The sequence below is a fragment of the Faecalicatena faecalis genome, from assembly GCF_012524165.2.
Classification (GTDB): domain Bacteria; phylum Bacillota; class Clostridia; order Lachnospirales; family Lachnospiraceae; genus Faecalicatena_A; species Faecalicatena_A faecalis.
Map to the genome: position 1 here is coordinate 328,869 of NZ_JABACJ020000002.1, position 14,386 is coordinate 343,254.

Below are 14,386 nucleotides of genomic sequence, written 5' to 3' on the forward strand. Positions count from 1 at the left end.
GCATTCGCGCTCCTTTCGCACCGGCTTCCTCTTACCGCATGGCTATCAGCAGCATAACCGACATCACTGCCGCCATAATCAGAGGAACCATACCGTCAAAGTAACCTTTCACCGCATCCAGCCTGTAATACGCAAGATAGCAGATCAGGGAAATGACTGCTAACCCCAAGGATATCGCAACAAGCGAAACTGTTTCGCCCCTCGTAAATATATCTGCCGCGCCCAATGCGTTAATTTCCGCCGCAGCCATCGTTATCCAGCCGACAATCAAAAGAAGCTCTGTTGTAACCGGACGTTTCATCAGAAGCCCGGTTCCAATCAGTAGAATAAAGTATGTAACAAGCCCAATCACACAGATCTGCAGGGTTGAAACAGAAGCCTCTGCCATATTCACGTTGGAAATTCCTTTCACCGTTTTATACACAGCCAGGATTCCTGCCGCGGCAGCCGGGATCAGCAGCCAGCCGGACTTCATGCCTTTCACAGCGCCCTCCGGCTTAAATGCAATCAACCACCATGCCAGATAAAAAGCACAGCATACCACGAGTAAAATGTTACCTTGAACAAAAAATTTTAGGTCAGACCTCATTTACCTTACCTCCCGTCTGTGTGTAAAGGCTTTGAGATAGCTTGTTACTCTTACACTGTCAAGTATATCATAATGGGATAATGATTGATATCTACTTTTTAGTTCATAATTTATGAAAAGAGAATACTTAAAATACAATGGTCTGATTTTTCCATTTAAGAAATCCATATCTCTTCCTCCCTTTTTCACATCTTTTAACACAATCCTTTTATGTAAAACCGGGGCGCGCTCCCGATATGCGAAGGGCTTTTTATGATACAGGAATGTTCGGAAAACTTTCCTGTATATAATAAAAAAGCTGGACAAAGGACAGATATTTCAACCTGTCGCCTTATCCAGCTCATTATTTCTTACGTATGATTTGCCCTACGAGCACTGATTATTATAGCAAAGTTATTCTCCTTGTCAAGCGGGAGTTTTGATTTCTATTTTGATATCATGTCTAATTGGAATTTCGAATATACGACATTCATAAATAATCATCACGGACAGGTCAGTTTAAAATCCTGACTGCCTTTCTCCACCCCATTCACGATCAGTGAAATGGTGTGAAGACCCGGGTAATGCTTTCTTGTAGTCATATCTGCAAAGGAATGCTTTTTTGTGTAGTATTTCTCTTCGTTCTCATTCAATGTAATCTCTGAAATCTGAAAAATCTTCCGATTCCGCTTTCCATTCGCTTTCACATAGTCGATTCCGTATTCCAGCCTTACTTTCGTCTCCTTCTCTGCCTGAACCATAAAGGAAAATGTAAGACTTTCTCCCAGCATAACAACAGCCGGCTCCACTATAAACTCTTTGACTTTAATAGAATCTGCATCATGGTAACCAAAGATAGAAAGTACTTCACGGTTGCCATTTTTAAGCAGCGTCCTGCATCCGTGTTTCACGATCCAGTCTGTGTACTCATTTTTACCGTACCAATCTTTTGCAATTCTGGCGACCAGATCAGGATGAGTCTTTGAAATATCATTCAGATTGTTCGCAACACTTTTCCGCACATACGGTGACGGGTCCGTTTTTAACTGCTCCAGAATCGGCAGGATGGGCGTTGGGTCCTCTTTAAAACTGTTCAATGCCTGCCCCCATGGAAGCTGGGGGCGGCAGCCCTCACTGGCAAGCCTTCGGACATGTTCATTCTCATGACGGGACCATGTATACATCTGCGCCATCATACGTTCTTCATGCTGAATGATAAAGGGCCTCACAGCGAATTCTGCTGAAGAATATGGAGTGTATCTCTCAAGAGCCGCAATCGACAGGTCCCAGTCCTTCTCATTCTGCCCATACACCTCTACAAAGTCTGGGAATATAATACCAAAGAATCCAGATGGGCAGTCTGCAATCACCTGATCCAGAATGGAAAGTGCCTCTTCATAATCCTCCGGCAAATACTTTCCCAGCCCCTGACTGATCTTTCGAACTCTTGCCTTTAACTCTAAATCCTGCCATGTTTCATCCATGACAGTTTCTAAAAATGCCTCTGTCTGAAATGGTTCATAGACTGATTGAATCACCTGGGCTGCTTCCCTAAGTGACTTGTGATTGAACATATCTTTTAATAATTCTGCCATTCTTTTCTCCTATGCTTCTCTTCACCTTCTTATTCCAGAAACCTGATAATTGCCTCTGCCGCCTGTTCTGCGTTGGAAAGAATTGCGGGATGCTTCCCCTTCGGGAAGATCTTCATCTGTGCGTCCGTCTCTTCTGCAATCATCTGATACTCGTCCAGAAAATCAGCCCTGCACATGTCGTCTTCCTCGCTGCCCATCAGCAGAAGCGGGACCGAAAGCTGTTCCAATGGCTTAATGAATAACGGAAGCCCGCCCTCTGCACACGAAACCATGGCTTTCGTATCCATATCCACCACACTCTCCCAGTCTTCTCCCTGACACCACTGGTAAAAACCGACTCCCATTTCATCCATCTTTGCACCGGCACGTTCCTTAATCAGCTTTTCTGCAAAATCTTCTGCAAGCGTCCTTCCATCAAAACTATCTGCTACGACCTTTCCGACCAGATCGGGACGCTTAAGGGCCACATTCAGTGCCACCCAGGCGCCGCCGCTTGTTCCGACAAGATGGATCTTCCCAAGCTTTAAGTGCTCCATCAATGCAACGGTCTGCCTCGCCTCCTCCTTCCAGAGGTCTGCCGGGAAGCATTCTAAACGGTCGGATCTTCCATGTCCCAAAAAGTCGATCAGAATCACATAAAATCTGTCCTGATATAAAGGTAATAATAACTCGAACATCCTGGAAGATGCTGTATTGCCGTGCAGAAATAATAATGGTTCTCCACTTCCTGTTTCTGTGTAATAAATTTTCTTTGACTGATACTTAAAATATGACATCATCTGCCTCCTAATCATCCATCTGTGTTAACAGTTCCCTGATCAGCAAGGCTCAAAACACCAACGCCCTGCTGTTAGTGCTTTGTAATCCAGATTCCCATAATCTAAGACCTCCGTTCTGTTATGACATAGGTTTAGTATAGCATAGAAATCTGCTGACGGGCGATCAAATACACAGGAAAGGAGCTTCAATTTCTGCATTTTCTGATTTTGACCAATTTTTTTTAGTGCTAAAAAAAGTTTTTGTACAAAATTGTTTCTTTTATCTATTTTTTATGTTATAGTAATAAAAAATAAACAAGAACGGAGTTGAAAAAATCCATGAAATCAAAATTTTCAACAAAAAAGGTGTTCGAATTCCTGCTCGGAACTGCATTAAATGCAATGGGAATCAGCCTGATCACGAAAGCGTACCTTGGCACTTCCCCTCTTTCAAGTGTACCTTTTGTACTCAGCCTTGGACTGAAACCTTCTTTTGGAACTTTTACTTTTATTTTGAACATGCTGTTTTTACTTTTACAGATCTTACTGTTAAAAAAATCTTTTCCGAAAATGCAGTTTCTGCAAATACCGGTCACGATTTTTTTTGGTTTTCTAATCGATGTATTTATGTACATGTTTCAAGAGATCAAGCCCGTATATTACTTTAGCAGTTTAATTCTCTTAGTGATCGGATGTGCTGTCATGGCCTTCGGAATCATGATCAGTGTTCATGCTGATCTGGTCACAACACCCGGCAACTCTCTTGTACAGGCATTGTCCAATTGTACTAAAGTAAAGTTTGGAAATATGAAAATTGCTCTGGACTGCACGCTCTCCGCAATTGCTGTCATCTGTTCTTTCATGTTATTTGACACATTCCGGGGGGTTCGCGAGGGGACTCTGATATCAGCGATACTGGTCGGAGTGTTTATTAATCTTTTTCAAAGATATGCACCTTCTGCAAAGGCAGAGGTTGATATAGAAACAAACACGGTTGCTTTTATCAGTGATCCATAATCGCTTCCTGCTGATGAGACATGCCAAAGCGGATATTACAAATCCACTTTGCTGCTCCAAATCAACTTCGCCGCTTCCTTGATGAGGTGAAACAGGTTCTATCATAAATGCCGGAGGACACGAATTTTTATTCATATCCTCCGGCATTTATACATTTATAATAGAACCTGAAAATCCCCGTCCCCAAATTTTCTTCAGCTAAGATGCAGACGGCAGAGAAGTCCTTCTATATCTTCGAATCCAACAGTCTCTTCTTCAAATTTTCCCTTTTCATAATCTGTTACAATCAAAATTCTCCCTTCCGGATTAGACACAGGCTGGTCAGAAATTCCATTTCGTACAAGTTCTATTTTAGGGTATTCACTATTTTTCATTCCTTCTATTATAATGAACTCCGCTTCCGGGAATTGGGATATCATCTCTTCGATTCCTGTATTACATTCTTCTTTTACCACCATAGAATGATGCGGAGAAAATACTGCGGTTCCATATGCCCCGGCTTTTTGAAACCGGTCGCTGTCTGTCCCCGGCACATCACTTGAAAAATCATGTCCGTCATGCTTGATCACTGCTGTTTTCACGCCCTGTTCTGCAAGTCTGTGAACGATTTTCTCGATAAGTGTAGTTTTTCCCGAATTTTTCACACCACATACCACAAGTATTCTCTGATGTTTCTTTACAGCAATACTGTCCATACGTCGTCCCCCTCATTTAAACGCTCAGATCCTGCCGGTATTTCAATCAGAGAATTACATCCACACATAGAACTCATAATGCCAGAGTCATTGGAGCCTGTTGTTAAAATTGCCTTTCCTTCCCGATAATAACCGCGTACATATCTGGCGACACCACTTTTCTTTCCAAAACATCCGACCGCTTTCGCCTGTATTCTCTGTAATTCCAAATCCTTCCGCCTCATCATAAATGCCAAAAGAGGACGAACCAGCAATTCGAGATTCACTGCTGCCCCATAAGGATTTCCAGATAAACAGATCAATAATTTCCCCTGATACACCGCACATAAGGTAGGCATTCCAGGTTTTATCTCGATTTTCCAAAAGAGCTTCTCGCACCCCAGGATACTGATAACATCATGCATAATATCCTTTTTTCCTACTGAAACTCCGCCGGTCGTAATCACAATATCTGCTCTGCAGACGCCCTTCTGGATTTCTCTTGCTACTACATATGGATTGTCCTCCAGCCTTGTTCCGGAAATAATCTGAGCGCCCCACTGTCTTAACCTTGTTCCTAACGTATATAGATTGGAATCATATATTTTTCCTGCTTCCAGTGCCTCACCGGGAAGCACCAGTTCATCACCTGTTGTAATCAGCATGACCCTGGCCTGTCTGTACACCTCAAGTGAATCATACCCAAGACTTGCAAGTATTCCTGCTTCCACAGCGCCTATCATCGTATCCCTGGCAAGGATCACCTCTCCTTTTTTATAATCTTCTCCTTCAAAACAATAATTCTGCCATTTTTTCAGACTTTTATATACTGCAACTGTAACTTCACCATAATCCGTATCTTCCTGACGGATCACACAGTCTGCGCCATCAGGAATAGGGGCTCCTGTCATGATTCTCACTGCCATTCCTTTACTGACATATTGACTGGATATATGCCCCGCAGTTACCTCATCTATCACGATAAGAGATACCGGATTTTCTTTTGCAGCATGCTTAATATCTTCACTTCTCAACGCATACCCATCCAGTGGAGAACGAGGAAACGGGGGCTGGCTGTGCTGTGCGACGATATCCCTGGCAATCACCCTTCCCACTGAATCCCACAGGGGTATCACCTCCGTCTCATTTATTTGTTCTACTTTTTCAAGCAAGATATCTCTTGCCTGGTCAACCGTAATTCCCGACATATATTACTCCTTTTTCCAAAAAGCTTTTTCGCTTCCTGATATTCTTCCATTGTATTAATATTTTGCATCATCCAGGCAAACTTATCACTTTTAAGATTCAAATACATCACTCTCATTTTTTCCAAAGAGCATATTATTTTATAATTCTTCTTCTGAATCTGAGCCTCAAATACTTTGTGGGCACTGCTTTTATAAACAGCACTTAAAGGGTGGAGTCTTCCATTTACCACTGGCACAACTGCATCCGCCCCTTCCATATATTGTGCAAGATACCTGTAAAATTCGATCTGTAAGAATGGCATATCGCATGCCGCCACGAACACGGTATCCCCGCGGCACGCCCGAAGCCCTGCCTGAAGTCCTCCGATCGGTCCGCAGTCAGGATAGATGTCCTTAACAATCCCCCAGTCCTTATGTGTATCATGTACGACATCCCCATATGAAACATTTATATTTCCACAGTCTTTTTTTAATTCTTTCCATATGATCTCCGTAAACGTGTTCTTTCCAAGCTCCATGTTTCCTTTATGAATCCCGCCCATTCTTCTGCTTTTCCCGCCGGCAAGAATTAATCCTTCTATTTTCATACTCTTTTCCTCTGGAAAAATCCGTATATACTCTTATCATATCCTGTCTGGCAGCCCCTATTAGTGTCAAACCATATTCTTCTGCCATTTCGATTCCGTCTGCAGTAGGTACTGCTTTTGATACAAGAACCGGAACTTTCGCCATCACCGCTTTCCTGACCATATCTGCTGGAATTCGTCCGCTTAAATATATGATACATTCGGGAAGCCCTATCCCATGGAGCAGAGCATAACCTGCCACTTTGTCAAATGCATTATGTCTTCCGATATCTTCACATTCAAATACGATTTTGTCTTCATGCCACAGGAAACAGCTGTGCATTGCCCAGGTTTTTTTATGTACCGGTGTTCCCTGGGCAAAATGATCTGCAAGCTGGAATATCTGTTCTTCCTTCCATAACAAAGGCCTGACCGGATACATGTTCCTGTCTCCAGCGAAACCATTCCGGGTACATGAACCATCCCATTTCACCCGAAGCGTGACCTTATTTTCTTCTTCATTCAGTGAAATCTCTTCCATATCTTCCCTGCACTTCACGATTCCCTTTGTGTAAAGATATCCTGCAGCAAGTTCCTCCAGATATTGCAAAGAACAGGTTATTGTTTCCAGCCTTATGCCATTGACACAGATATCCAGTGTGTGCTCCTTTAATACAGCCTGACTCTCTTCCCTGTAGATTGCGTCTCTGCCGATACGGGTATACACTATATTTTTATATAATTGATTTTCTTTCTCTAAAATAATTTCCACTCCTTCAAACAAACAGGCACCGCCTAGTTTTCCCACCAGCGATGCCTGAATAATCCAATGCCACCGGCACGGTATTTCCTATTTGATTTTCTGTACCTTAATTGCGCATACCTTATATTCCGGAGTGCTGGAAATTCCATCTAATGCATCATTCGTCAGCCAGTTTGCTCCACCCTCGATATAGTGGAACGGCATCCAGCATTCTCCTTCTCTTGTCTTATCTGACACATGGGCTTTGGCAGCTATGGTTCCTCTTCTCGAAGATATTTCTACCATCTCTTCATTCCGTATTCCCAATTTCAACGCATCATTGGTATTCATCTCAATAAAGGACTCCGGTGCGATCTGATGAATGCCTTCTGTTCTGTCCGTCATGGCACATGCATTATAATGATAGAGAATTCGTCCCGTCATCAGAAGCAGCGGATACTCTTCATCCGGAAGCTCTACGGAACATTTGTATTCTGCCGGTCTGAAGTATCCCAGGCCTCTTGAAAATTTCCCTTCATGCATGATCGGCGTTCCCGGATGGTCTTTGCTAAAACACGGCCACTGTAATCCTCGCCCATCCACTTCTTTACTGTCCAGACGTTCATGGCTGATTCCTCCAAAGGAAGGAGTCACCAGAGAGATTTCTTCCATGATTTCTGCCGGAGTCAGATGTGGCTGTGGATAGCCCATACGTCTCATAATCTCTGTAAATATCCAGGTATCCGGTCTTGTCTCACCAGCAATTTCAACGGCTTTACGCACACGCTGCACACGGCGCTCTGTATTGGTAAATGTACCCTCTTTCTCTGCGTAAGATCTTCCCGGAAGGATGACATCTGCAAGCTTCGCTGTCTCTGTCATAAATAATTCATCTATAACAAAGAAATCCAGAGATTTAAGAGCATGTATCACATGTGCTGTATTCGGATCTGTTCTCACCGGATCTTCACCAAAGATAAAGAGACCCTTGATTTCTCCTGTAATCATCTTTGGAAAACAATCCGTTGCTTTCACGCCTACGTTTGGATTCAAAGTCGTATTCCATGCCTTTTCAAACTTTTCAACAATGCCCGGTGCGATGATATTCTGATATCCGGGGAACTGATTGGGAGATGCCCCCATATCGCATGCTCCCTGTACATTGTTCTGTCCACGGATCGGGTTCACACCGCATCCCGGGCGTCCCAGTTTTCCAGTCAGCATAGCAAGGTTCGAAAGAGACATAACGCCCTCTGTCCCTGTATGATGTTCTGTCACTCCAAGACAATACAGAATCGGTGCCCTGTCAGCCGTTGCATACATGCGGGCAGCTTCTCTTAAAATATCAGCATCAATACCGCAGATTCCGGCAACTTTGTCCGGAGTATACTCTCTCACGGCTTCTTTCACTGCTTCAAAGTTTTCTGTTCTTTCATGAATAAATGCTTCATCCAGAAGTCCTTCTTCTATAATAATGTGCATCATACCATTCGCAAATGCTACGTTAGTTCCCGGACGTAATTTCAGATGTATGTCTGCTTTTTTTGCAAGATCAATTTCTCTTGGATCAACAACGATCAATTTGGTTCCCTTCTCAACCGCCTGACGAATCTGCATACCGATGACCGGATGTGCATGTTCTGGATTTGAACCAACTAACATAATAACATCTGATTCATGAGTGATATCATAAATAGTATTTGTCATGGCTCCTGAGCCTAATGTGGTTGCCAGCCCGGCAACAGTAGGAGCATGTCAAACGCGGGCACAATTATCGGTATTGTTGCTCTCAAACACTGTCCGAACCATTTTCTGAAGCATATACACATCTTCATTGGTTGAACGTGAGCAGGCAAAACCAGCCAGTGCCTCACCTCCATAATTTTCTCTTAATTCTGTGAATTTGGAAGCCACAAGATCTAACGCTTCATCCCATGTTGCTCTCTCAAATTCTCCCGTATCTTTATTCTTAATCAGAGGATAACGGATTCTGTCTTCCTGATCTATGAAATCAAAGGAAGCACTTCGTCCCTTCACACACAGAAGTCCATGGTTGGACGGTCCGTCTGCTCCCTCTACATCCACAATCTTATTGTCTTTGACAATCAGATCCATCTGACATCCTGTAGCACAATGTGGACAAGTGGTACGTACACGTTTTGTCTCCCAGCCTCTGTAGTTCTTTTTACGCTTCTCAGTGATAGCGCCTGTAGGACATGCCTGTGCACAGTTACCGCAGGATTCACAAAGGGTGGTATCCCAGTCTGCACCAAAAGGAGCCTCGATAATATTGAACATTCCCGTCTTGCCAAGCGTGATAGCCTTCCTTCCTGTCACCTTGGCACATGTATTCACACATCTCTGGCAATGGATACAAAGCTCGGGATGATAACATAGGAATGGATGGCTGTCCTTTACCGGACGTTCGATCTTCTTACGTGTCCCCACATATCTGGATTCTTCCACACCATATTCATAGCACAGTTCCTGTAATTCACATTCCCCGTTTTGTGGGCATGAAAAACATCCTCTGTGATGATTTGATAATAGTAAATTTAAAATAGTCTTGCGTGCTTCTATCACTCTCTCGCTTTTTGTCTGTACATGCATCCCTTCTTTTACAAGAGTGTTGCAGGCAGTCGGAAGCTTATTCATACCTTCCACTTCTACCACACACATACGGCATGATCCAATTTCATTGACTTCTTTCATGTAACACAGGGTCGGAATACGGATATTTACGGATTGCGCTGCTTCCAGAATTGTCATATCTTCGCCTGCTTCTACAGCTATCCCGTCTATATTAAGACAAATCATGCGTCTCTGCCTCCTTTCAGTACCCCACATCCAAAGTGGTCACAGCGCAAGCAGCGGTTTGCCTCCTGCATAGCCTCTTCATATGTGTAAGGGTTTTCAACATGCTCAAAATCATGTTTCCGGATATATGCCGGACGTTCTGTAATATTGGCGCGCCCTGTCGGAATCCGGTTATTTTCTTTTGGGTCCGGGACACGAGCTTCACAATACAGTTTATGATGATATCCCAGATATTCATCAATGTTATGAGCAGCAACCTTTCCTGCCGCAATAGCACGAATGGCTGTTGCCGGAGCTGTAGCACAGTCGCCTCCTGCAAAGACACCCGGCTTATTCAATACCGCCGTATCTAATCCTGCTTTAAATACGCCCCGTTCTGCTTCCATGCCGAATTCCTCGAACGGACGGCTTATAATATCCTGGCCTACCGCGATCAGAATCACATCACAGGGAATTCTTTGTGGCTCCTTGTTTGCATCCACAGGGCTTGGCCGCCCAGCTTTATCGTAAGGACCAATCATCTGTGGCTGTACGATCAATGCAGAACATGCTCCCTCGACAGTTTTCTCGATGGATTTCGGCGCCTGTAAGGTGATCAGCTCAATCCCTTCCATAACTGCAGATTCGATCTCTGTATCTAATGCCGTCATATCTTCCTGCCTTCTCCGATATACAATACGGACCTCTTTTGCCTTACAGCGTACAGCACTCCTCGCTGCATCCATGGCAACATTTCCGCCGCCGATCACAACAACATTCTTGCCACTATAATCCGGCTTTTCCCCATTTCCTATGCGGTCCAGCATCTCAACTGCAGATTCCACATTCTCTGCATCGATCCCATCCAGCCTGAGCTTCTTGCCTGCCTGGGCTCCGATTGCCACAAACATAGCATCATATTCTTCATATACGTCTTCAACCGGAATCTCTGTTCCTACCTTTGCTTCATATCTGACTTCAATATCGCCTGCTGACAGAATTGCCCGGATATCCTCATCCAGACGGTCTTTCGGAAAACGATAATTCGGAATTCCATAACGGAGCATGCCGCCTAATTTTTTCTGCCTCTCGAAGATGGTTACTTTATGTCCCATCAGTCCAAGGAAATATGCCGCTGTCATACCGGCTGGACCGCCGCCGATAACTGCTACCTTTTTTCCCGTAGAACGGTTTGCCTTGGGAACTGCCACCTGATCAGCTGCCACCTGATCCACGATGTATTTTTTTAAGCCCCGGATATTGATGGCATCGTCAATAATATTACGCCGGCATCTCTGCTCACAGGGATGCTCGCATATCATGGCACATGCCGTTGGAAGCGGATTATCTTTTCGTATCAGATTCACAGCTCCTGCATAATCCTCTTCACCGATTAGGGCAATGTAGCCCGGAATATCTACATGCGCCGGGCAGAGATTAATGCACGGCACCTTCTGCCCCATCCCGCCCAGACATTCATGATTTAAAATATGACTTTCATATTCTTCATAAAATACATCCAGCCCGTCAAGAACTTCTGTCGCTGTCTGATAACCGATGGCACAATCCGCTGTATCTCTGATCATCGCTGCCAGAGAACGCATATGCTCCAGTACCTCCATCGTCGCATCTCCTTCTAATACCTTTCGAAGAAGAACTTCCAGCTGCGGCAGCCCGTCCCTGCATGGAACACATTTTCCACAAGTCTGGTTTTTCGATGCTACCAGAAGTGAAAGCTGTACCGTTAAAGGGCAGGTTCCCGGAGGATATGCTTTCACTTTTGTTTCAAATGTTTCCAAAAGTCTGCCAATCTTCACATCGCAGCTTTGCGGATCTGCCAGAAAAATCTTACTCATCTTTGTTTCCTCCTAATTTTTCTGCTTGTTTGCTTTTTCTAAGAAATAAGAACCAGTAGACACAGCCCACACAGAGCGCACCGCCTACAATATTTCCAAGGGTGACCGGTAAAAGATTTGCTCCGAAGAACCCCTTCCATGTAATGACATCCATGTTGACATTGACTTCCGCTGCCGCCTTCGCATACTCCGGAACATTTTTAGCAAAAAGTCCTGCTCCTATGTAGTACATATTTGCCACACTATGTTCAAAACCGCAGAGAACAAAGATCATAATCGGGAAAAATAATCCTATGATCTTTCCTGCCACATCCTTTGCCGCAAAGGCAATCCAGACTGCCAGACACACAAGGAAGTTACAGAAGATTCCTTTGATAAATGCTTGGGAAAATGAAAGAGTACATTTCCCGGCTGCAGCACTCATTGCAGAAACCGCCATGCCATTTCCAAAAAGTCCGAACTGATTGGAATATACCATACCCGCTGCAACTAAGAGTCCTCCGATCATATTTCCGATGTACACAACAATCCAGTTTTTTAACATACCACCCGCTGTAATCTCCTTTTCCAGGAGAGGAATCGTTAACATACAGTTTCCTGTGAACAACTCGCTTCCTGCCAAAAGAACCATAGTAAGTCCCCCCGGGAAAATACATGCTCCGACAAATTTTCCGACAGACGCCATCGGAATGGACACTGCCGCAGTTGTTGCACCAACGCCTCCCAGCGCAATGAATGCGCCTGCCATGACAGCGAGAAGCAGCATTTTCGGAATCGGCGTATTTACTTTTCCTTTTCCAATCGCAACATAATTTTTCGTTATTTCAGCAGGTGAAAACATATTCATAATATATACCTCCTCTTTTCCTTTTTTTCTATCATAAACCTCCCGTTGTCTATACGAATTGTATAAATATACATTTTTACCTCTCCTTTAATATGCACTTGACATATTGACAGACTATACTATAATTTTAACTATCACTGTTTTCGAACGATAAGGAGCTGTAACATGAAAATACCATTAAATGTACTACTGTATCAGCTTTCACCGAACAGCATTTACGAATCCCAGAATATTGACCTTTCCAAAGGCATTGACGGAATCAAACTTTTTGACGAAGACGATGCAGGAGACTCAGATAAAAACTATATCTATATGGGGTCTGAGGAAATGTTCCGTACATATTCCCCCCTGCTTTTAAGTCAGCAGCAGCTGTCTCCCTGCTCTTTTTTATGTGTTACGTCAGATGAAAGTCTTCACCTGGAAAGTTTTCCAAAAGATTTATCCCTGATTCTTTTATATAAAAAAGAATCTTTTTCATCTATTTTTAATTTAATCGTTAATATTTTTCTGGATTTTAGAACCTGGCATAAAGATTTTCATCTGGAACTTCTTCGAAATGCCTCTATGCAGAGGCTTCTGGATATGAGTCAGGACTATCTTGTACATCCTGCCATTGTTCTGGACCGAAATTATTCCGTTCTTGGCTATGTCCGTAATCCTGACTGTGACATCCCTCTGATGGATACCATTTTATCCGACGGCTATATTACACCGCAGACGATGACAAGCCTTTACCAGAATGGGCTGATGTCCCCTTCACAGAATAGTACGAATCCCTATATCAATTACTATTGCCTGTCATCCAGGGAGTGCTATTACAGTATGATGTACCGGTTTTATTCGAACAATCATGAAGTTGGCTATATGCTGGTCTTCCGGTGCAGTGTTCATCCAAAGACCAATTATCTGTATCTTATGAATGCCGTTGCAGATAATCTTCAGCTTTACTTCCAGCAGGAGCGTTACCAGAACCGTTCTACTTCGGACATGTACGAATCCTTCCTGTCAGAAATCATGGAACATCCGGATTTGGAAGACAAGCAGTATCAAGACCAGATCAGCTACATCCCCGGGTTATCTATGAACGGATATTTTCTTCTGGCAAAGGTAGAATATAATAATCAGATCGAATTACCTTATACTTTTGCGTGCTGGAACATTCGAAACTCCATTTCGCAGCTAAGACCTTTCATCTGCCAGAATAGTATGTATGTCCTGCGGATTTTATCTGACGGAAAGGATTTTTCCACATTTTTAAACACAGAAGAAGAACAGCTTTTCCTGAAATGTTTTCATGGACAGCCTATCACCTGTGGAATCAGCGGCGCCTTTTTCTCACTCAAGGACTTACAGACAGCAGCAATACAGTGTAAAGAAACACTTTTACTTGGGAAAGCAGGCTGTGAACATACAAACAAGTTCTATAATTTTGCAGACTACCATACCCACTATCTGCTAAAAGAACTGAAGCAGCATGTACCGATGAAAATGATGTCCTCACCATGCTATACGATTCTGAAGCAGTATGACATAGAGCACCATACTGATTTATGTGATGTTTTTATGCAGTATTTGAAAAATGGAAGAAATATTAATCAGACATCCTCTGCTACATTCATGCATCGGAATACAGTTTTAAATAAAATCAAAAAGGCAACACAGATCATGCACAATGATTTTGAAGATTCTCAGATGCTTGTGGCATTTATCCTGTCTTACCTGAACGATCATATATAAAATGAAAAGAAAGGAATTGCGT

Annotated in this window: 12 protein-coding genes; 2 read left to right on the plus strand and 10 right to left on the minus strand. The window is 43.4% G+C overall.

Annotated elements, in window-relative coordinates; all coding sequences use genetic code 11:
- Positions 1-31 precede the first annotated feature (31 nt).
- The 3 genes from HGO97_RS04135 to HGO97_RS04145 all read right to left on the minus strand — a co-directional run bounded on the left by HGO97_RS04135 (position 32) and on the right by HGO97_RS04145 (position 2,939).
- A complete protein-coding gene (locus HGO97_RS04135) occupies positions 32-589 on the minus strand; it encodes a hypothetical protein (protein WP_216239744.1) in 558 nt (185 codons plus the stop codon).
- 482 nt (positions 590-1,071) lie between these two features.
- Positions 1,072-2,163, minus strand: a complete 1,092-nt coding sequence (locus tag HGO97_RS04140) for a DNA alkylation repair protein (RefSeq protein WP_168866606.1) — start codon at positions 2,161-2,163, stop codon at positions 1,072-1,074.
- Positions 2,164-2,192: 29 nt separating this feature from the next.
- Entirely contained in the window at positions 2,193-2,939 is a 747-nt protein-coding gene (locus HGO97_RS04145) for an alpha/beta fold hydrolase (protein ID WP_168866607.1), read from the minus strand.
- A 321-nt stretch (positions 2,940-3,260) separates the two neighbouring features.
- Between HGO97_RS04145 and HGO97_RS04150 the strand changes: the two genes are divergently transcribed.
- On the plus strand, positions 3,261-3,938 hold the full coding sequence (locus tag HGO97_RS04150) for a YczE/YyaS/YitT family protein (RefSeq protein ID WP_216239745.1): 678 nt from the start codon (positions 3,261-3,263) through the stop codon (positions 3,936-3,938).
- Between the two features lie 194 nt (positions 3,939-4,132).
- Here the strand turns inward: HGO97_RS04150 and mobB are convergent, their stop codons facing one another.
- The 7 genes from mobB to HGO97_RS04185 all read right to left on the minus strand — a co-directional run bounded on the left by mobB (position 4,133) and on the right by HGO97_RS04185 (position 12,627).
- Positions 4,133-4,633, minus strand: a complete 501-nt coding sequence (gene mobB / locus HGO97_RS04155) for a molybdopterin-guanine dinucleotide biosynthesis protein B (RefSeq protein ID WP_216239746.1) — start codon at positions 4,631-4,633, stop codon at positions 4,133-4,135.
- The gene (locus tag HGO97_RS04160) at positions 4,615-5,820 is read right to left on the minus strand and encodes a molybdopterin molybdotransferase MoeA (protein WP_216239747.1); all 1,206 of its coding nucleotides are present in this window, start codon (positions 5,818-5,820) and stop codon (positions 4,615-4,617) included. Before HGO97_RS04160 ends, mobB begins: the two co-directional genes overlap by 19 nt.
- Positions 5,769-6,407: a molybdenum cofactor guanylyltransferase gene (mobA, locus tag HGO97_RS04165; RefSeq protein ID WP_246597286.1), complete on the minus strand. Its 639-nt coding sequence runs from the start codon at positions 6,405-6,407 to the stop codon at positions 5,769-5,771. Before mobA ends, HGO97_RS04160 begins: the two co-directional genes overlap by 52 nt.
- Entirely contained in the window at positions 6,346-7,170 is an 825-nt protein-coding gene (gene fdhD, locus HGO97_RS04170) for a formate dehydrogenase accessory sulfurtransferase FdhD (protein WP_216239749.1), read from the minus strand. Before fdhD ends, mobA begins: the two co-directional genes overlap by 62 nt.
- A 66-nt stretch (positions 7,171-7,236) precedes the next feature.
- Positions 7,237-9,945: a formate dehydrogenase subunit alpha gene (fdhF, locus tag HGO97_RS04175; RefSeq protein WP_216239750.1), complete on the minus strand. Its 2,709-nt coding sequence runs from the start codon at positions 9,943-9,945 to the stop codon at positions 7,237-7,239.
- A complete protein-coding gene (locus HGO97_RS04180) occupies positions 9,942-11,780 on the minus strand; it encodes an NAD(P)-binding protein (protein WP_216239752.1) in 1,839 nt (612 codons plus the stop codon). The genes fdhF and HGO97_RS04180 overlap by 4 nt, the downstream gene beginning before the upstream one ends.
- Positions 11,773-12,627: a formate/nitrite transporter family protein gene (locus tag HGO97_RS04185; protein ID WP_330654169.1), complete on the minus strand. Its 855-nt coding sequence runs from the start codon at positions 12,625-12,627 to the stop codon at positions 11,773-11,775. Before HGO97_RS04185 ends, HGO97_RS04180 begins: the two co-directional genes overlap by 8 nt.
- 165 nt (positions 12,628-12,792) lie before the next feature.
- On the opposite strand from HGO97_RS04185, the gene HGO97_RS04190 reads away from it, so the two are divergent.
- Positions 12,793-14,364 carry a PucR family transcriptional regulator gene (locus HGO97_RS04190; protein WP_216239754.1) on the plus strand — a complete coding sequence of 524 codons (1,572 nt, stop codon included), beginning with the start codon at positions 12,793-12,795 and terminating at the stop codon, positions 14,362-14,364.
- The last annotated feature ends 22 nt before the right edge of the window (positions 14,365-14,386 follow it).